This is a genomic window from Nesterenkonia alba DSM 19423 (genome assembly GCF_000421745.1).
Lineage (GTDB): Bacteria > Actinomycetota > Actinomycetes > Actinomycetales > Micrococcaceae > Nesterenkonia > Nesterenkonia alba.
The window spans coordinates 78,565-96,279 of record NZ_ATXP01000001.1 but is presented as its reverse complement, the minus strand read 5'-3'; the positions used below and the strand labels follow the sequence as shown (position 1 = coordinate 96,279).

Sequence of the window (17,715 nt, the reverse complement as noted above, 5' to 3'; positions counted from 1 at the left end):
TTCGGCCTTCAGGGGTCGTCGGGCTGTGGGTTTCCCTGTGGGGGTTCTGCGTGCTGTGGGGCTCCGTGCGGTGATGGTGTCCCACCGGGTCTATCCCCGCCAGGTGAGGGAGGCTCCCGGGGAGGGGCCGGCGTCGTCGGGTGGTGTGGAACCGGCTGTGTAGCTGGCGGCTGCCGCCGGTGTCGCGGACTGCTTGGCTTGACTGCGCCACTGGGCGATGGTGCTCCAGGGCACGGTGTCCCGCAGGAGGCGGTCGAGGTCGGCCGACCACAAATGGGTGTCAGTGACCAAGACCACCGCAGTGGCGCGGATCTCGTCCTCATCACCGGCCAAGGTGTGCTCATCGATGAGCACCGCAGCGAAGAACCCGAGCCCGGGGGTGGCCCGGCCGCGGGAACCGTCGGCGGTGGGCGGCTGTTCACTGGTGAGGATGCGCTGCCCGGTCGCGGCCGGTTCGGCGTAGAACTCCGGCATGCTGAACGGGTTCAGCAGCTTCTTCTCCACGCCGAGGCGGACTCCGTTGTGGGTGAAACCTCCGGGATCGGCGGGCACCGGCACCAGCCGGCTGTCATCGAGCAGCAGTCCATTGGGAGCCGCCGGTTCTCGGCGGGGACCGTCCGGGCCGATGACCAGCTCGATGGTCTCCCCCTGCAGTCGGGCGGTGGTGTACTTGGCGGTGGCAGCTTTGACCGCCACGAGGATGAGATAGAGCGGCAGCACGGAGAGCAGCATCAGCCCGGTGAGCACGGTGAAGAACGCGCCGACGTCGCGGGGGTCCTCATAGCGCCAGATGACCGGCAGATCCACATCCACTGAGGTGCCAGCGGCTTCGGACCCTTCGGCGGCACTGAGGCGAACCGGCAAGTCGGCTTCCCCGTTACCCACAGTGGGCGCACCGGGGGTCACCGAGACCTCCACAGTGCGGGTTTCGCCGGTATCCAGCCCGATGCAGCCGGTCTCCACAGTCAGCTGGTCGCCACTGACTTCTTCCGGGACGGTGAGGGTCTCGGGCTCACCCAGGCACACCTCGGTGGGCCCGTCGGGGGATCCGCTCAGGGTCAGCTCAGCGGTGGCAGGGTCCTGGCGCACTGCGCTGCCGAGGTCGAGTTCATCCAGCGGTCGCACCGAGGGGAACACACTGCTCAGTGCCAGGGCGATGCCCTCCTCCGCCCCGACGGGGGTCAGATGCAGCCCGGAAATGGTGGTGGGCTGGGCGGAGACCCGCACTTGGATGCGGGCGTCGGTATCCTCGGTGTCCACGGCGACGACGACGCCGTCGTCGGTCATCTCCGCTGTCGCCTCCCGCGGGTGACCATCCTCACCGTGGGCAGCGGCAGTGAGGGTGACATCCTCGTAGTCGGCGAAGCTGGCCTGTCCGCCGTGGGTGTCGACGACGTCGAAGGCGATATGCGCGGTCTGTCCCGCTGTGGGCTCGTCACCGCCGGCGTGCTGGAGGCTGACCCCCGGGTAGACGCACCAATCGGTGAACTCCTCCTCAGTCTCCGGAACAGAAGACACGCTCCACGTGCCCGAAGCAGCACCGGGCGGGAGGGTAACTGTGACCGAGTGGTAGGACTCATCCGAATGCGCCACGGCGGTGTAACCGGACTCCGTGACGGTGCCGTCCGGTCCGGCGGTGATGACCGTACCGTCCGGGGCGGTGAGCTCGACCTGCTCGGTCTGCTCGAGAGTCTCCAGGGTCACGTTGAGTCGGCCGACTCCGGGGTCGATCTCTGCCCCGCGTTCGCCCTGCGGGGTGCAGCCTTCGATGATGTTGCCCAGGGAGCCGAAAAGCCGGCGCAACCCGGCGGTGTCGTCAGCGTGGAGGAATGCGCCATTGGCCCAGTCAGAGGGCACCGGGACAGTTCCGCAGTCCTGGGTGCCGCTGGATCCGGTGGCCATGGAGAGCAGGTCATCGGAGTCGAGGTCCTCCATATTCAGCTGCAGCCCGATGATGGTGATGCCGGCGGCACGCATCTCATCGAGCAGACCGTCTTCGCGGCACATCCGCTCCCGAGCCGCCTCCACCGAGTCCTCGGCACGTTCGAACTCCCCGTCGGTGAACCAGAACAGCACCCGGCAATTGCCTCGGGTGCCGCGATCTGCCAGATCCTCGGCGGCACCTTCTAATGCGGCCTCGAAGTTCGTCCCGCCCTCAGGCTGGGTGCGTTCGGCGGTGGTGGTAACGATCTGATCGATGATCTCGCCCCGGTCGGCGTCTTCCCCATCATTGAGCTGTGTCCAACCGACCACATCGCGAGCGGGGTAGTAATCGCCGTCGAAGGCGGACACAGCCACTTCAATGTCCAGGGAGTCCCCGGTGGCCTCGGAGGCGTGCTGCAGCCTCGACAGGCTCAGCAGTGCGGTCTCCAAACCCTCGTACCGGACCTCATCGGGGTCGTTGCTGCTGAGACTGCCGGACTGGTCGAAGAGGAACAGCCCGCTGATACTACGAGCCGACTGCAAGCATGTGGCGATCTGGGAAGCATTGGTGGCCAGGGCGTCGTCGGGCGCGTTCTCTTGAGTGGCGGAGGCAGGCAACAGACCCCCGGCGGTCGCCAGGGCCGCAGCCGAAAATGCTACGCCCAGGCGGGAGATCCACTTCAGAACCACACCGACCACCCCGCCGCCTCATAGGCCAGCACCGCCCCATGGGCGAGGCACGCCAGCGCAAGTGTGATGATGGCCAGTTTCTCCAACGGCTGGACACTGAGGTCCGCGAACCCTCCCCCGGTGCGGGTCGCCCGGATCGCCTCGTAGCGGCGATAGCCGATGAGCGCGCATCCGCCTAGCAGCACCACCAGGTAGGAGGCCAGCGCCAGGCCCGGCAGGTCGTAGACCAGGTGGGAGGTGAGCACAGCCATCACGACGCCGACCAGACTCAGCACAAAGACCGCGACCACAGGCCACTGCTTCGCGGAGCTGCCGACTGAGGGCGAGGAGAAGCGCAAGGTGTCACCGCCGGCTGGCGATGTCCACGTCGGCTCCCCCGTCACCTTGGTTCCCCCTCACTGCATGCTGAGCTGTTCCTTAACGTAGCACGCAGCCCGGAGATCGCAGCGGGCCCCGAACGTGGCATGACGCTCAGGGCCCGCTGCCAGTGACAGAACTGACAGAGGTGAAATCAGCTCCGGCGGTGGGCAGTCTCCTGCATCTCTTCGATCTCCCGACCCTTAGTTTCCGGGACGAACTTCAGCACGAAGAACAAGCTGATCAGCGCGGAGATCGCGTAGAACCCGTAGGAGAAGACCAGGGAGAGCTCCGCCATGGAGGGGAAGCTGGAAGAGATAGCGAAGTTGGCCAGCCAGTTGAAGGCCGAGCACACTCCCAGGGCCACGGCCCGGACCCGGTTGGGGAACATCTCCCCGAGCATCAGCCACATGAACGGACCCCACGTGGCACCGAAACCGACCACGAAGACATTGGCCGCCACCAGGGCGATCGGACCCCACATACCGACGAGGTTCGGTTCGGTCTCGATCTCCCCGAACTCGTTGACCACTTCGACGAGTTCAGCCTGGGAGAACGCAATGGCCATAGTTCCCAACCCCACGGCCATGACTGCCGACCCGACAGCCAACGGGATACGCCGGCCGACCTTGTCCACGATGAGGATCCCGACGATCGTGGCGATGATGTTCACACTGGTGGTGATGACCTGGACCAACATGGCCTGCTCCTCAGCGATACCAACGGCGGTCCACAGGGAGGTCGAGTAATAGAAGATCACGTTGATGCCGACGAACTGCTGGAACACCGCTAGACCGATACCCACCCACACGATCGGCATCAGTTTCCCACCGAGGAACAGGTCTTTAAGTTTCTGCCGGGCCTCAAGGTTGATGGTGGCGCGGATGTCCTCGATCTTCTGAGCGAGATCGTCCTTGCCCTGGATGCCGACTACCTCGGTGAGGACCTTTTCGGCGTCGTCGTTGCGTCCGCGGGAGACCAGGTAGCGGGGGGATTCGGGGATGGACAACGCCAGCAGGCCGTAGATGAGCGCCGGGGCGGCCTCGGAGAGGAACATCCAACGCCAGGCCTCCAGCCCGAACCACAGCTCTTCGGAGGCGCCACCGGCCACCTCAGCGAAGATCCAGTTGGAGAAGGCCGCCATGAAGATACCCACGACGATGGCCAGCTGGAACAGCGATCCGAGACGGCCTCGCCAGGCAGCCGGAGAGACTTCGGCGATGTACGCCGGGGCAATGACAGAAGCCATCCCGACGCCGATCCCGCCGATCACACGCCAGGCGATGAGGTCGGTGACTCCGAAGACTAGCCCCGTGCCGATCGCCGACAGGAAGAACAGTCCGGCGGCTACCAACATGGCTTTCTGCCGGCCGAGCATGTCCGAGATCTTTCCACCGGTGAAAGCGCCGATCACACACCCCAGCAGGGCGGAGGAGACGCTGAAGCCGCTCATCCCGGCGCCGAGGTCAAACTCCTCAGCGATGGGGCCTACGGCCCCGTTGATGACGGCGGTGTCGAAGCCGAAGAGGAATCCGCCGAAGGCGGCGACGAGCACGACCCAGGCGACAGCGCCAACGGCGGGCTCGCCAGAGCGAGTCTGTGTAGTCATAGGTCAGGTGTCCTTAGGTGAGGGACGTGTTGGGAGGTTACCGGCACGTAAGGCGCGGTGAGCCTCAGAGAGTATGCCTGTTTGAGTCGGTCCGTGCAACAAAAGGTGACCCGCACCGCTTACGTGGTGCCCTGGGTGGGGCGCATTGCGCGGGTCTGGGCGGCACGGCTAGCCAGTTGGTCCGGCGCAGGGTAGTCGACGCGTTCGAGCACGAGTCCCTGCGGCGGGGCGAGGCGCACGCGTTCGTCCCACTGGGGGTCCGCTAACCGGGTGGTGACCCATCCGGGGGCTCGGCGCCCGGAGCCGACGTCGATGCAGGCCCCGATGAGCGCCCGGACCATATGGTGACAGAAGGCATCGGCTGTCAGTGCCGCGGTGATGACGCCGTCGTCCCCCCGGGTGATGTCGAAGGCGAGGAGCTCCCGGATGGTGGTGGAGTGCTCTCGGGGCCGACAAAAGCTGCCGAAGTCACGCAGACCCGTGGCAGTGATGGCTTCGGTATGCATGAGGGTTTCATCCAACCGCGTGCGCAGCCAGGCAGTGTGGTGCCGGCGCAGCGGGTCCCACAACTCGCGCTGGTCGGCGATCCGGTAGGTGTAGGTGCGGCTCAGTGCCGAGAACCGGGCGTCGAATGTCTCGGGAACTTCTGCGGCACGGTAGACGACGACGGCGCCTGCTTCGTTGGCGAGTACGGCGTTGAGTCGGCGGGCCATCGCCTCAGCGGCGGTCAGCTGCCGATCACGGGCCAGGCGCTGCCACTCGGCGGTCTCGAGGTCGAGGTGGACGACCTGCCCTCGCGCATGCACGCCGGCATCGGTCCGTCCAGCGACCACGACCGGCACCTCGCGGCGGATGATGGTGACGAGCGCCTCCCGCAGGGCTCCTTCGACGGTGCGCAGGCCGGGCTGGTGCGCCCAGCCCTTGTACGCGTTGCCGTCATAGGCGAGATCCAGGCGGATGCGGGGCATGGTCCCAGCCTACTGAACACCCGTTCCTGCATAACCCTATGAACTCTGCATCACGCTATAACCCTATGCAGAGTTCATAGGGTTATGCAGGACTGCTTCGGTGCAGGCGGCAGACACAGCAGTGCCCCGGACCTCTTGGTCAGGTCCGGGGCACCAGGCTGTATGCGACAGGGCCGGTTTACTGCCCAGCCCGCTTACTTCTCAGCTTCGGGATCGCCGTCTTCTGCAGCGGCTTCTGCGGCCGCCTCGTCGGTCTCGGTGTCCGCTGGGGTCTCAGCGGCCGCGTCATCAGAGGCTTCGGCATCCGGGGCGTCGGCGGTCTCCGCGGCGACCTCGTCAACCTGCTCGGTCTCTTCAGCCGCGGTGTCCTCAGCCGGCGCAGCTGCGGCGGTGGCCGCCTCGGCGTCGCGGACCACCTTCTGCTTGGGGCTGACCGGTTCCATCACCAGCTCGATCACGGCCATGGGGGCGTTGTCACCCTTACGGTTACCGATCTTGGTGATCCGGGTGTAGCCACCAGGACGTTCGGCCATGGCCGGAGCGATGACGGTGAACAGCTCGTGCACCACGCCCTGGTTCGTGGCGTTGGAGGCGCTGATCTCAGCGACCACACGACGCCGGGCGGCCAGGTCACCCTTCTTGGCGTGGGTGATGAGCCGCTCGGCATAGGGGCGCAGGCGCTTGGCCTTGGTGACAGTGGTGGTGATGGAGCGGTGCTCGAAGAGACTGACCGCCAAGTTGGCCAGCATCTGCTTCTCGTGCGCCGGGCTGCCGCCCAGGCGTGCTCCCTTGGTGGGGGTTGGCATGGTCTCTTACTCCTGTTGGTCTGCTCGCCCGGGGCGAGCACGATGTTCTCTAGGGGGCGACGTCGGTGAGGCTCAGTTGGAGAACTGAGCGTCGGCCTCGTCGTCGTACTCGTCCTCTTCTGCGGCGAAGCGAGCGGCCGTCGGGTCAAAGCCCTCCGGGGAGTCCTTCAGCTGGAGGTTGTATTCGGCCAGCTTCTCCTTGACCTCGTCGATGGACTTGGCTCCGAAGTTCCGGATGTCCATCAGGTCGGCCTCGGAGCGGGCGGTCAGCTCACCGATCGTGTGGATGCCTTCGCGCTTGAGGCAGTTGTAGGACCGCACCGTGAGGTCGAGGTCCTCAATGGGCAGCGCCATGTCGGCGGCGAGGGCGGCGTCGGTCGGCGAGGGGCCCATCTCAATGCCTTCGGCGGAGATGTTGAGCTCCTTGGCCAGGCCGAAGAGCTCCACGAGGGTGGAGCCGGCCGAGGCCAGTGCATCCCGCGGGGAGAGGGAGGGCTTGGTCTCGACGTCGATGGTGAGTTTGTCGAAGTCAGTGCGCTGCTCCACACGAGTGGCTTCGACCTTGTAGCTGACCTTCAGCACCGGGGAGTAGATGGAGTCCACCGGGATCCGACCAATCTCGGAGTCCTCAAGCTTGTTCATCGCAGCGGAGACGTAGCCACGCCCACGCTCGATGGTCAGCTCAAGATCCAGCTTGCCGTCCTCGTTGAGGGTCAGAAGCTGCAGGTCCGGATTGTGGAATTCCACACCGGCCGGAGGGGTGATGTCGGCAGCAGTCACCGGGCCGGGACCTTCCTTACGGAGGTAGGCGACGACGGGCTCGTCGTGCTCGGATGAGACCGAGAGTTTCTTGACGTTGAGCACCAGTTCGGTGACGTCTTCTTTAGCTCCGGCGATAGTGCTGAACTCGTGCAGCACGCCGTCGATGCGGATGCTGGTCACCGCCGCACCGGGGATGGAGGACAGCAGGGTCCGGCGCAGGGAGTTGCCGAGGGTGTAACCGAAGCCGGGCTCTAACGGCTCGATGGTGAAGCGGGCGCGAGTGTCGTTGACGACTTCTTCGGTCAGCGTGGGGCGCTGTGCAATGAGCACTGGTGGTTCCTTTCAGAGTCCGTCCGCTATATGACGCACTCTTTCGTCGACTGGAGGGATGAGGCGGTCGCCGGCGACGGCGGGTTGGCGGGTAACCGCCGACGCCGGCTGAAGTCAGCTGTCTGCGGCGTGGCGGGTCAGACGCGGCGGCGCTTAGGCGGCCGGCAGCCGTTGTGCGCGCTCGGGGTCACGTCCTGGATGGAGCCGACCTCCAGGCCAGCGGCCTGCAGCGAACGGATGGCGGTCTCCCGGCCGGAGCCCGGACCCTTGACGAAGACGTCCACCTTCTTCATCCCGTGCTCCTGGGCGCGCTTGGCGGCCTGCTCGGCAGCCATCTGCGCGGCGAACGGAGTCGACTTACGGGATCCCTTGAAGCCGACCTCGCCGGAGGAGGCCCAGGAGACCACGGCGCCGGTGGGGTCGGTGATGGAGACGATGGTGTTGTTGAAGGTCGACTTGATGTGAGCCTGACCCTGGGTGATGTTCTTTGATGCGCGGCGGCGCGGCTTGCGCGCGGCGGCTCGAGTCTTGGGGGGCATGGTTCTCCTGCTCGACTACTTCTTTTTGCCTGCGACGGTCTTCTTGGGGCCCTTGCGGGTGCGGGCGTTGTTCTGGGTCTTCTGGCCGCGCACCGGGAGCCCGCGGCGGTGGCGCAGACCCTGGTAGGAGCCGATTTCGACCTTGCGGCGAATGTCTGAGGCGACTTCGCGGCGAAGGTCACCCTCGACGGTGAAGTTGCCTTCGATGTAGTCGCGCAGGGCGACCAGCTGATCGTCGGTGAGGTCCTTCACCCGGGTGTTGGGGTCCACTCCGGTGGCCTCGAGTGCCTGTTCGGCGCGGTTGCGTCCGACGCCGTAGATATAGGTGAGTCCGATGACCGCGCGCTTTTCGCGCGGAATGTCGACACCTGCCAGACGTGCCATCTGTGCAGTTTCCTCCTTGTATGTGTCCGAAGGTCTTCAGCAGCGCGACCCCGCGTCACCGTGGTGAGTCCGCGACGTCGGAGGTGACGCCGCAGCTGCGGGTCTCCGGCCTTCGGCAACCGGAGGTGTGCTTGCCAGCTCGCGCAAGCTGCACTGCCATATCTGTGAGCTGTATTGAGTTGTTGGCGGTGTTCCTCACCGTAAAAGGCGGGTAACACTGCCGGGACCTGCCCCGGGATGCGGCACCCCGGCGCAGCAAGAGCATTTAGCCCTGGCGCTGCTTGTGGCGCGGGTTCTTGCAGATCACGCGGACCACGCCGTTGCGGCGGATCAGCTTGCAGTCGCTGCAGATCTGCTTGACGCTCGGCTGAACCTTCATAGTGGTGGGTTCCTTCTTACTTGTAGCGGTAGACGATGCGGCCGCGGTTGAGGTCGTAGGGGCTCATCTCGACGACGACCCGGTCCTCGGGGAGGATCCGGATGTAGTGCTGACGCATCTTGCCCGAGATCGTGGCCAAAACGACGTGGTCGTTCTCCAGCTTCACCCGGAACATGGCATTCGGCAGGGCTTCGACAACCTGACCCTCGACCTCGATGACGCCTTCTTTTTTGCCCATACTCTCCACACACCGATCGCGATCCCCGTCAGCGCACGCATCGACCCGCTAAGCTGTGGGCCGACGGTGAACGTCAGAGGGAATCTGGACTTCTGCCTGATACGCCCTGCAGATGACCGTTTCGCACGACGACGCGCGGGCACGGCTCACCCACAGAGACAACCAGCAGTCAACTCTACCTGAGAATTCGCGACACCGCCACTTACATGGTAGGTCAGCCTCGGCCGCTGGGTGGTGCGCTACTGGCTGCCGAGGATGAACATCCATTCGACGCCGAACTTGTCCTTCAGCTGGCCGAATCGGTCCTCAGGGTTCCACGGTGCTGCTTCTAACGGGATGGAGATCTCGGCCTCCGGCGCGAAACGCTCCCACCACTGCGCGATCCGCGCATTGTCGTCTGCGGTTTCGTCACTCGAGGTCAGCGAGATGGTGCCCAGCCCATTGGCCACCTGGCCGGGGAATAGATCAGCACCCATAATGTGGGCGCCACGCTCCAAGTACAGGGAGCTGTGCATGATGCGGTCTTGAGAGTCGTCATCGACACCCATCCCCTCTCCGTAGGTGAGAAGGTCGAGTTCACCGCCGAAGACCTCGGCATAGTACGTCATCGCTTCGCGAGCGGTTCCGTTGAACATCAGATACGGGGTGAAACCGAGTGCCATGGTGGGCCTTCCATACTCAGTGGGTAGGTGCGCTCATTGTGCGCCTGCATCTACCCGAGGGGGAAGAGTTGCCGGACAGAGCTCGGATGAACTTCTGGTGAACTCTGCCACGGTCTGACCGTAGCCTTTCCAGCTAGGGAATGGGCACCGGGGTGATCCCGTGCGGCGCGAGGTCGGCGGCTCCGCCGTCGGCGGCGGTGAGCACCCAGATACCGTCCTCGTGCCGGCAGACCGAATGTTCCCACTGGCAAGACCGGGCACCATCGGCGGTGACGACAGTCCAGTCGTCGTCGAGCACGCGGGTTTCGATGCTGCCGCGGACCAGCATGGGCTCGATCGCTAAGGCCATACCCGGTTTAATCTTGGCGCCCTTCATCCCGGTGGCGTAGTTGAACACGTCCGGGGGAAGGTGCATGGCCGAGCCGATGCCGTGGCCCACGTAGTCTTCGAGGATCCCCAGCGGCTCACCCGGCTGGGAGGTGACGTAGTCTTCGATGGCCTCACCGATCTCCCCGACGTGCTTGGCTTCAGCGAAGGCAGCGATACCGGCCCACAGGGCGCCGCGTGTCACATCGGAAAGCCGCTCGTCGGCCGGATCGGCGGTGCCCTCGTCGGATGAGCCGAGGATCACGGTGCGGGCCGAGTCGGAGTGCCAACCGTCGATGATGCAGCCGGCATCGACAGTGAGGACATCCCCTTCGGCAAGAACCCGGTCCCCTGGGATCCCGTGGACGACTTCTTCATTCACGGAGGTGCAAATATGCCCCGGAAAACCGTGGTAGTTAAGGAAGTTCGGCTGGGCACCTCGTTCAGCGATGAACTTAGCGAACACCGCGTCCAGCTCACCGGTGGTGACTCCCGGGCGGGCTGCGCCGATGACCGCGTCAAGCGCCTGGCACAACACTGTGCCGGCGGCGTCCATAGAGCGCAGCTGCCCGGGAGTTTTCAGCTCAATGCGTGAGCGGTTGAACATGCTGTGGTCAGATTCAGCTGCTCTTGATGGCTTGCATGATTCGGGCGTTGACGTCCTCCACGGAGCCCAGGCCATCGACCTGCTTGAGTAGTCCCCGCTGACGGTATTCCTCGATCATCGGGGCGGTCTCCGAGTCGAAGACCTCCAGTCGGTGGCGGATGACGTCTTCATTGTCATCGGTGCGGCCGTCCGTTTCGGCGCGCTTCACCAGCCGGGAGATCAGCTCTTCGCGATCGGCAGTGAGCTCAAGCACGACGTCGAGTTCCACACCTAGGCGGGCGAGGATTTCGTCCATTGCGCTCACCTGAGTGCGGTTGCGGGGGTAGCCATCCAGCAGGAAGCCGTCTTTGGCGTCCTCCCAGGTGAGCCGATCCTCCACCATGCGGTTGGTCACCGAGTCGGGGACGAGTTCACCGGCGTCGACGTACTTTTGGGCCTCTTTGCCCAGTTCGGTCTGGCCTTTGATATTCGCCCGGAAGATGTCTCCGGTGGAGATGGCCACGATGCCAAGCTCCTCGGAGATCAGAGTCGACTGGGTTCCCTTACCGGCCCCTGGGGGGCCGACGATCAACAATCGCGTCATCGCAACAATCCTTCGTAGTTGTGCTGTTCCAGTTGGGCACTAATCTGCTTCACTGTGGTCAGGCCCACACCAACCATAATCAGAATAGAGGTGCCGCCGAACGGGAAGTTCTGATCGGCACCGATGAGCACGAAGGCAATCAGCGGGATCAGCGCGATGAACCCGAGGTAGAGAGCACCGGGGAAGGTAATACGGCTGATGACGTAACCCAGATAGGACTCGGTGGGCTTACCAGCCCGAATACCGGGGATGAAGCCACCGTATTTACGCATGTTTTCGGCGACCTCGTTCGGGTTGAACGTGATGGTCACGTAGAAGTACGTGAAACCCATCGTCATCAAGAAGAAGACCGCCATGTACACCGGGTGGTCACCCTGACCGAAGTACTGGGAGACGAACTGGGTCACCGGGCCGGGCTCTTCACCGGCGGCGGGCTGATTGAACTGCATCCAGACACTGGGCAGCATCAGCACCGAGGAGGAGAAGATCACCGGGATCACACCGGCCATGTTGACCTTGATGGGAATGTACGTGCTGGTCCCACCCACGGTCCGGCGGCCGACCTGTTTCTTGGCGTACTGCACCGGCACTCGTCGTTGAGACTGCTCCACGAAGACGATCGCGGTGATGAGGATCAAACCGATGATGCAGACCACGGTGAAGACCTGCCAGCCCTGCACGGTGAAGATGTCCCGCATCGAACCGGGGAATCCTGCGGCGATCGCCACGAAGATGAGGATGGACATCCCATTACCCACACCGCGTTCGGTGATCTGCTCACCGAGCCACATGATCATGGCCACACCGGTGACCATGGAGAGGATCATCAGCAGCAGAATGAGGATGTTGCCATCGGGGATGATCATGCCGGGTTCGCAGCCGAGCAGTGCCCCGGTATTGGCCATGGTGACCAGAGTGGTGGCGTTCAGTGTGCCGATGCCCAGGGTGAGGTACCGGGTGTACTGGGTCAGCTTGGCCTGGCCCTGAGCACCTTCGCGCTGCAGGGCTTCGAATCGGGGAATCACCACACGCAGCAACTGGGTGATGATCGCCGCAGTGATGTAAGGCATCACGCCGAGAGCGAAGATGGAGACCTGCAGCATCGCTCCGCCGGAGAACATGTTGACGAAGGCGTAGAGCCCGCCTTCGGTATTGCCCAGCTCCAGGCACTGCTGCACGCCGTTGTAGTCCACGCCGGGGGCGGGGATAAATGCGCCGATCCGATAGATCGTGATGATCCCGAGCGTAAACAGGATCTTCATGCGCAGGTCGGGTGACGCGAACACCCTGGCTATTGCGCTGAACAAGCGTCCTCCTCTAGGGGCCTGGCGACCACACAGTCAGTCATCCTAACGCGGGGGCGGCGAGGGGAAGAATCGGTGCCTGGGTGCACGCAGCGCCCCGACGTGTGCCGTCGGGGCGCTGAGCATGCATCAGACCAGATCACGCTGGAGTGGAACCGCCCTTGAGCGGGATTTCCTCCACCGTTCCTCCGGCTGCGGCGATCTTCTCTTTGGCGCTGCCGGAGAAAGCGTGAGCCTTCACCGTCACCGCCACGGAGATCTCACCGGTACCGAGGATCTTCACCGGCTTGCCCTTGCGAGCCACACCTTTAGCCACGAGGTCAGCTGCAGTGACCTCCCCACCTTCGGGGTAGAGCTCGGCGAGCTTGGCGAGGTTGACCGGGGAGTATTCGACCCGGAAGGGGCTGGTGAAACCACGCAGCTTCGGCAGGCGCATGTGCAGCGGCAGCTGCCCACCTTCGAATCCGGGGCGCACCTGGTAACGGGCCTTGGTGCCCTTCGTGCCACGGCCGGCGGTCTTGCCGCGACGGCCGGACTCACCGCGACCCACGCGGATGCGGGACTTCTTGGAACCGGGGGCCGGCTTCAGGTCATGAAGCTTGAGGACCTCCGATTCTCCGGGAGTGTTCTCAGCCATCACTTGGCCTCCTCAACGTGAACGAGATGCTTGACAGTGTTGAGCATGCCCACGGTGACGGCGTCGGCGTCGCGGACCACAGTGTGGCCGATGCGCTTCAGACCCAGGGACCGGATGGTGTCCCGGTGCTTGGGCTTGGTGCCGATCGTGGACTTGATCTGGGTGATCTCCAGCTTGGTGTCGGAGGGCTGCAGATCGCGGGCGGTGTTGTACTGAACCTTCTGTGCCACTGTTACGCACCTGCCTTCTGGGTCCGTGCCTCACGGTCCGCAGCCAGCGTGCGGAGCATGGGGGCCGGAGCAACCTCGTCGAGGGCCTTGCCGCGGCGTGCTGCCACGGACTCGGGCTCCTCGAGCTGCTTGAGGGCGTCGATGGTGCCGTGAACGATGTTGATGGCATTCACCGAGCCCATGGACTTGGTCAGCACGTCGTGGATACCAGCGCACTCCAGCACGGCACGGACCGGACCACCGGCGATCACACCGGTACCGGGGGATGCCGGACGCAGGAGCACGACGCCGGCAGCATCCTCACCCTTGACCAGGTGCGGGATGGTGGAGCCCACGCGCGGGACGCGGAAGAAGTTCTTCTTGGCCTCTTCCACACCCTTTTGGATGGCGGCCGGAACCTCTTTGGCTTTGCCGTAGCCCACACCCACGGTGCCGTCGCCATCGCCGACGACGACCAGTGCGGTGAAGCTGAAGCGCCGACCACCCTTGACGACCTTGGAGACGCGGTTGATGGTCACCACGCGCTCGAGGAACTTGTCACGGTCGTCGTCGCGCCCGCCGCGGCGTCCGCCTTCCCGGCGGCCACGGCCCGAGCCGCGGGAGTCTCCGCCGCGCGAGCCCCGGCCCGAACGGTCGGACTCGGTCTTCTCAGCCTGCGGCTGCTCCTGAGCAGCCTCGGCGTTCTCGTTGGCCTCAGTCACCTGAACGTCCTTCTCATTGGTGTTCTCACTCACAGCTTCAGACCACCTTCCCGGGCGCCGTCGGCGACGGCGGCCACACGGCCGTGGTACTTATTGCCCCCGCGGTCGAAGACGACAGCTTCGATACCGGCGGCCTTGGCGCGCTCGGCGATCAGCTCACCGACCTTCTTGGCCTTGGCGGTTTTATCGCCGTCGTAGCTGCGCAGGTCGGCTTCCATGGTGGTGGCCGAGACCAGTGTGCGGGACTCCTGGTCGTTGACGACCTGGGCGACCATGTGGCGCGAGGAGCGAGTGACCACCAGGCGCGGACGCTCAGCGGTGCCGTGGACCTTTTTGCGCAGGCGCAGGTGGCGCCGGCTGCGGGCAGCGGACTTGGACTTGCCCTTGATACCGATAGCCATGGGTTACTTACCTGCCTTTCCGGCCTTGCGGCGAATCTGCTCGCCCTCGTAGCGCACGCCTTTGCCCTTGTACGGGTCAGGCTTGCGCAGCTTGCGGATGTTCGCGGCGACCTCGCCGACCTGCTGCTTGTCGATGCCGGAGACGGCCAGCTTGTTGTTGCCCTCCACGGCGAAGGTGATCCCCTGCGGGGCTTTCACCGGAACCGGGTGGGAGTAGCCGAGCGCGAATTCGAGGTCGGAGCCCTTGGCCTGCACACGGTAACCGGTGCCGACGATCTCGAGCTTCTTGGTGAAGCCCTCGGTGACCCCGATGATCATGTTGTTAATGAGGCTGCGGCTCAGACCGTGCAGGGAGCGGGACTCCCGCTCGTCGTCGGGACGGGTGACGGTGAGGACACCGTCTTCGATCTCGACGCCGATACCGGCTGGCAGGGTGCGGGACAGTTCGCCCTTAGATCCCTTGACGGTGATGTCGCGGCCATCGAGAGTGACCTCGACGCCGGAGGGGATGGTGATCGGAAGACGACCGATGCGTGACATAGTGCTTCGACTCCTTCCGGTTACCAGACGTAGGCGAGGACTTCCCCGCCCACACCCTTCTTGGCTGCCTGCCGGTCGGTGAGCAGACCGGAGGAGGTGGACAGGATGGCAATGCCGAGGCCGCCCAGCACGTGGGGCAGGTTGTCGGACTTGGCATAGACCCGGAGACCGGGCTTGGAGATACGGCGCAGGCCGGCGATCGAACGCTCACGGTTCGGGCCGAACTTCAGGTCGATGATCAGCGTTTTGCCGACCTCGGCCTCTTCTTCACGCCAGTCGGTGATGTAGCCCTCGGCCTTGAGGATGTCAGCCACACGGGTCTTCAGCTTGGAGCTGGGCATGGAGACCTGGTCGTGATAGGCCGAGTTGGCGTTGCGCAGACGCGTCAGCATGTCTGCGACGGGATCGGTCATGGTCATAGGGGCTTATGCCCTTTCTGCCGCGGTTTCCTCATCTCCGGAACTCCCCTGCTTGACAGTGAGGGGCTCTGGTGAAGGGACCTGTCGGCGTCGTACGGGTTTTACTCGCTCTTGAACGGGAAGCCCAGTGCGCGTAGCAGCGCCCGGCCTTCGTCGTCGGTAGTTGCGGTGGTCACCACAGTGATGTCCATACCGCGAGGACGGTCGATCTTGTCCTGGTCGATTTCGTGGAAGACCGACTGCTCGGTCAGACCGAAGGTGTAGTTACCGTTACCGTCGAACTGCTTATCGCTCAGGCCGCGGAAGTCGCGGATGCGCGGCAGCGCGAAGGTGATGAGGCGGTCGAGGAACTCCCACATCCGGTCCCCACGCAGCGTGGTGTGGGCACCGATGGGCTGGCCTTCGCGCAGTTTGAACTGGGCGATGGACTTCTTAGCGCGGGTGACCTTGGGCTTCTGACCGGTGATGGCGGTGAGGTCTTCGACGGCACCGGTGATGAGCTTGGAATCGCGGGCTGCCTCGCCCACACCCATGTTCACCACGACCTTGACCAGGCCAGGAACCTGCATCACGTTGTCGTAGCCGAACTCGTTCTGCAGCGCCTGGCGGATTTCCTCGCGGTACTTGGACTTCAGGCGGGGGGTGATCTTCACCGGGGTTTCAATCGTCTCGGTCATGACAGCTCCTTCCCGGAGGCCTTGGCGTAGCGGACCTTCTTGGTCTCACCGTCGACCTCTTCGAAGCGGTAGCCCACGCGCGTCGGCTTGCCGGTCTCCGGGTCGACGACGGCGACGTTGGAGATGTGGATGGGAGCCTCGGACTCCACGATGCCGCCTTCGGTGTTGCCGAACTGGCCGGCGCGCAGGTGGCGCTTGACCCGGTTGATGCCCTCGACGACGACGCGGTCGCGCTTAGGGATCACCTCGAGCACTTTGCCCTGCTTGCCCTTGTCCTTGCCGGTGAGCACCTGGACGAGGTCATCTTTTTTGATCTTGGCCATGACTCAGAGCACCTCCGGAGCGAGCGAGACGATCTTCATGAACCGCTTGTCACGCAGTTCACGACCCACGGGCCCGAAGATACGGGTCCCGCGTGGCTCAGGGGTGTCGCCCTTGAGGATGACGGCGGCGTTCTCGTCGAAGGAGATGTAGGAGCCGTCGCTGCGGCGGGTCTTCTTCTTCGAGCGCACGAGCACACCCTTGACGACGTCGCCCTTCTTGACGTTGCCGCCGGGGATGGCGTCCTTGACGGTGGCGACGAACGTATCGCCAATACCTGCGTAGCGGCGTCCGGATCCGCCGAGCACGCGGATGACAAGGATTTCCTTGGCACCGGTGTTATCGGCGATCTTCAGCCGCGATTCCTGCTGAATCACGTGGTTTCTCCTGTCGTCGCACTGGTCCTCGCACACTGGTGGGCCCTTCAACGGACCGGCGAGCCTGGTGGAACTTCAATTGATGTGTCATCGCTCCCCCGCCGCTTACCCACACGCCATGGCTCATGATGAGCACCCTATGTGGCGGATGGCCGAGGCGACCTTGGGGGACGTGCGCTGTCCGCGGCGGATTCTTCACGAAACCAACGCACACGGGCGCACAACTTCAATATCATAGCGCACAACGACGTCGGGGCCCAACTCGCCGTGATGAGCGAGCCGAGCCCCGACGTACTGCGCGGTGGGAAGAAGTCCTACTTCGCCTTCTCTACGATCCGCACCAGGCGCCACCGCTTGGTGGCGGAGAGGGGGCGGGTCTCAGAGATCTGAACGATATCGCCGATGCCGGCTTCTTCGTTCTCGTCGTGGGCCTTGAACTTCTTGTGCCGCTTCATGACCTTGCCGTACAGGGAGTGCTTTTTGCGGTCTTCGACTTCGACGACAATCGTCTTGTCCATCTTGTCGGAGACCACCACTCCACGGAGGTTCTTACGGTAGTTACGCTCCGAGGCGGCGTCGCTCTGTGCCGCGTTGGTCGGGGCGGCGGTGGTTGTGTTCTGCTCAGTCATACTCAGTCCTCTTCACTCTCATCCGAGTCAGCTGCCTCGGCGGGTGCATCCACGGCTTCCCGGATACCGAGCTCACGCTCGCGCAGGATGGTGTAAATGCGGGCGATATCCCGCTTGACGGCCTTGAGCCGGGCGGAGTTCTCCAGCTGACCGGTGGCGGCCTGGAACCGGAGGTTGAACAGCTCTTCCTTTGCGCCGCGGAGACGCTCAGCGAGCTCATCCTGGGTCATCGTTGCGAGCTTGTCCACCGTCAGGTCTTTGGAACCGACTGCCATG

General features: G+C 64.3%; 25 protein-coding genes. All 25 read right to left on the bottom strand.

Going from position 1 to position 17,715, the window contains the following annotated elements; all coding sequences use genetic code 11:
• Nucleotides 1-90 precede the first annotated feature (90 nt).
• The 25 genes from H578_RS0100470 to rpmC all read right to left on the bottom strand — a co-directional run bounded on the left by H578_RS0100470 (nt 91) and on the right by rpmC (nt 17,714).
• Nucleotides 91-2,613, bottom strand: coding sequence for a vWA domain-containing protein (locus H578_RS0100470; protein ID WP_169558481.1), 2,523 nt, complete (start codon nt 2,611-2,613; stop codon nt 91-93).
• Nucleotides 2,604-2,996: a hypothetical protein gene (locus H578_RS0100465; RefSeq protein WP_211215165.1), complete on the bottom strand. Its 393-nt coding sequence runs from the start codon at nt 2,994-2,996 to the stop codon at nt 2,604-2,606. Before H578_RS0100465 ends, H578_RS0100470 begins: the two co-directional genes overlap by 10 nt.
• A gap of 128 nt (nt 2,997-3,124) precedes the next feature.
• On the bottom strand, nt 3,125-4,579 hold the full coding sequence (locus H578_RS0100460; protein ID WP_022871747.1) for a sugar porter family MFS transporter: 1,455 nt from the start codon (nt 4,577-4,579) through the stop codon (nt 3,125-3,127).
• Nucleotides 4,580-4,698: 119 nt separating this feature from the next.
• Nucleotides 4,699-5,547: a tRNA pseudouridine(38-40) synthase TruA gene (gene truA / locus H578_RS0100455; protein WP_022871746.1), complete on the bottom strand. Its 849-nt coding sequence runs from the start codon at nt 5,545-5,547 to the stop codon at nt 4,699-4,701.
• A gap of 194 nt (nt 5,548-5,741) precedes the next feature.
• Complete coding sequence (rplQ, locus tag H578_RS0100450; protein ID WP_022871745.1) at nt 5,742-6,353, bottom strand: 50S ribosomal protein L17; 612 nt, start codon at nt 6,351-6,353, stop codon at nt 5,742-5,744.
• A 72-nt stretch (nt 6,354-6,425) separates the two neighbouring features.
• Entirely contained in the window at nt 6,426-7,445 is a 1,020-nt protein-coding gene (locus H578_RS0100445) for a DNA-directed RNA polymerase subunit alpha (RefSeq protein WP_022871744.1), read from the bottom strand.
• A 137-nt stretch (nt 7,446-7,582) separates the two neighbouring features.
• Nucleotides 7,583-7,984 carry a 30S ribosomal protein S11 gene (rpsK, locus tag H578_RS0100440; protein ID WP_022871743.1) on the bottom strand — a complete coding sequence of 134 codons (402 nt, stop codon included), beginning with the start codon at nt 7,982-7,984 and terminating at the stop codon, nt 7,583-7,585.
• 15 nt (nt 7,985-7,999) lie between these two features.
• Nucleotides 8,000-8,368, bottom strand: a complete 369-nt coding sequence (gene rpsM / locus H578_RS0100435) for a 30S ribosomal protein S13 (RefSeq protein ID WP_022871742.1) — start codon at nt 8,366-8,368, stop codon at nt 8,000-8,002.
• A gap of 265 nt (nt 8,369-8,633) precedes the next feature.
• Nucleotides 8,634-8,747, bottom strand: a complete 114-nt coding sequence (gene rpmJ, locus H578_RS0100430; RefSeq protein WP_022871741.1) for a 50S ribosomal protein L36 — start codon at nt 8,745-8,747, stop codon at nt 8,634-8,636.
• 16 nt (nt 8,748-8,763) lie between these two features.
• A complete protein-coding gene (gene infA, locus H578_RS0100425) occupies nt 8,764-8,985 on the bottom strand; it encodes a translation initiation factor IF-1 (RefSeq protein WP_022871740.1) in 222 nt (73 codons plus the stop codon).
• 239 nt (nt 8,986-9,224) lie between these two features.
• Nucleotides 9,225-9,647, bottom strand: coding sequence for a VOC family protein (locus H578_RS0100420; protein WP_022871739.1), 423 nt, complete (start codon nt 9,645-9,647; stop codon nt 9,225-9,227).
• 133 nt (nt 9,648-9,780) lie between these two features.
• Nucleotides 9,781-10,620 carry a type I methionyl aminopeptidase gene (map, locus tag H578_RS0100415; RefSeq protein WP_022871738.1) on the bottom strand — a complete coding sequence of 280 codons (840 nt, stop codon included), beginning with the start codon at nt 10,618-10,620 and terminating at the stop codon, nt 9,781-9,783.
• A 13-nt stretch (nt 10,621-10,633) separates the two neighbouring features.
• Nucleotides 10,634-11,203 carry an adenylate kinase gene (locus H578_RS0100410; protein ID WP_022871737.1) on the bottom strand — a complete coding sequence of 190 codons (570 nt, stop codon included), beginning with the start codon at nt 11,201-11,203 and terminating at the stop codon, nt 10,634-10,636.
• Nucleotides 11,200-12,510, bottom strand: coding sequence for a preprotein translocase subunit SecY (secY, locus tag H578_RS0100405; RefSeq protein ID WP_022871736.1), 1,311 nt, complete (start codon nt 12,508-12,510; stop codon nt 11,200-11,202). The genes H578_RS0100410 and secY overlap by 4 nt, the downstream gene beginning before the upstream one ends.
• A 136-nt stretch (nt 12,511-12,646) precedes the next feature.
• Nucleotides 12,647-13,144 carry a 50S ribosomal protein L15 gene (gene rplO, locus H578_RS0100400; RefSeq protein WP_022871735.1) on the bottom strand — a complete coding sequence of 166 codons (498 nt, stop codon included), beginning with the start codon at nt 13,142-13,144 and terminating at the stop codon, nt 12,647-12,649.
• On the bottom strand, nt 13,144-13,374 hold the full coding sequence (gene rpmD / locus H578_RS0100395) for a 50S ribosomal protein L30 (protein ID WP_022871734.1): 231 nt from the start codon (nt 13,372-13,374) through the stop codon (nt 13,144-13,146). Before rpmD ends, rplO begins: the two co-directional genes overlap by 1 nt.
• 2 nt (nt 13,375-13,376) lie before the next feature.
• Nucleotides 13,377-14,108, bottom strand: a complete 732-nt coding sequence (gene rpsE / locus H578_RS0100390; protein WP_022871733.1) for a 30S ribosomal protein S5 — start codon at nt 14,106-14,108, stop codon at nt 13,377-13,379.
• Nucleotides 14,105-14,476, bottom strand: coding sequence for a 50S ribosomal protein L18 (gene rplR / locus H578_RS0100385; RefSeq protein WP_022871732.1), 372 nt, complete (start codon nt 14,474-14,476; stop codon nt 14,105-14,107). Before rplR ends, rpsE begins: the two co-directional genes overlap by 4 nt.
• Before the next feature lie 3 nt (nt 14,477-14,479).
• Nucleotides 14,480-15,016: a 50S ribosomal protein L6 gene (gene rplF, locus H578_RS0100380; protein WP_022871731.1), complete on the bottom strand. Its 537-nt coding sequence runs from the start codon at nt 15,014-15,016 to the stop codon at nt 14,480-14,482.
• 20 nt (nt 15,017-15,036) lie between these two features.
• Nucleotides 15,037-15,435: a 30S ribosomal protein S8 gene (gene rpsH, locus H578_RS0100375; protein ID WP_022871730.1), complete on the bottom strand. Its 399-nt coding sequence runs from the start codon at nt 15,433-15,435 to the stop codon at nt 15,037-15,039.
• Nucleotides 15,436-15,536: 101 nt separating this feature from the next.
• Nucleotides 15,537-16,112, bottom strand: coding sequence for a 50S ribosomal protein L5 (gene rplE, locus H578_RS0100370; protein WP_022871729.1), 576 nt, complete (start codon nt 16,110-16,112; stop codon nt 15,537-15,539).
• The gene (rplX, locus tag H578_RS0100365) at nt 16,109-16,435 is read right to left on the bottom strand and encodes a 50S ribosomal protein L24 (RefSeq protein ID WP_022871728.1); all 327 of its coding nucleotides are present in this window, start codon (nt 16,433-16,435) and stop codon (nt 16,109-16,111) included. Before rplX ends, rplE begins: the two co-directional genes overlap by 4 nt.
• A 3-nt stretch (nt 16,436-16,438) precedes the next feature.
• On the bottom strand, nt 16,439-16,810 hold the full coding sequence (gene rplN / locus H578_RS0100360) for a 50S ribosomal protein L14 (protein ID WP_022871727.1): 372 nt from the start codon (nt 16,808-16,810) through the stop codon (nt 16,439-16,441).
• A gap of 314 nt (nt 16,811-17,124) precedes the next feature.
• The gene (rpsQ, locus tag H578_RS0100355; RefSeq protein WP_022871726.1) at nt 17,125-17,439 is read right to left on the bottom strand and encodes a 30S ribosomal protein S17; all 315 of its coding nucleotides are present in this window, start codon (nt 17,437-17,439) and stop codon (nt 17,125-17,127) included.
• A 2-nt stretch (nt 17,440-17,441) separates the two neighbouring features.
• Complete coding sequence (gene rpmC / locus H578_RS0100350; protein ID WP_022871725.1) at nt 17,442-17,714, bottom strand: 50S ribosomal protein L29; 273 nt, start codon at nt 17,712-17,714, stop codon at nt 17,442-17,444.
• Nucleotide 17,715 lies beyond the last annotated feature (1 nt).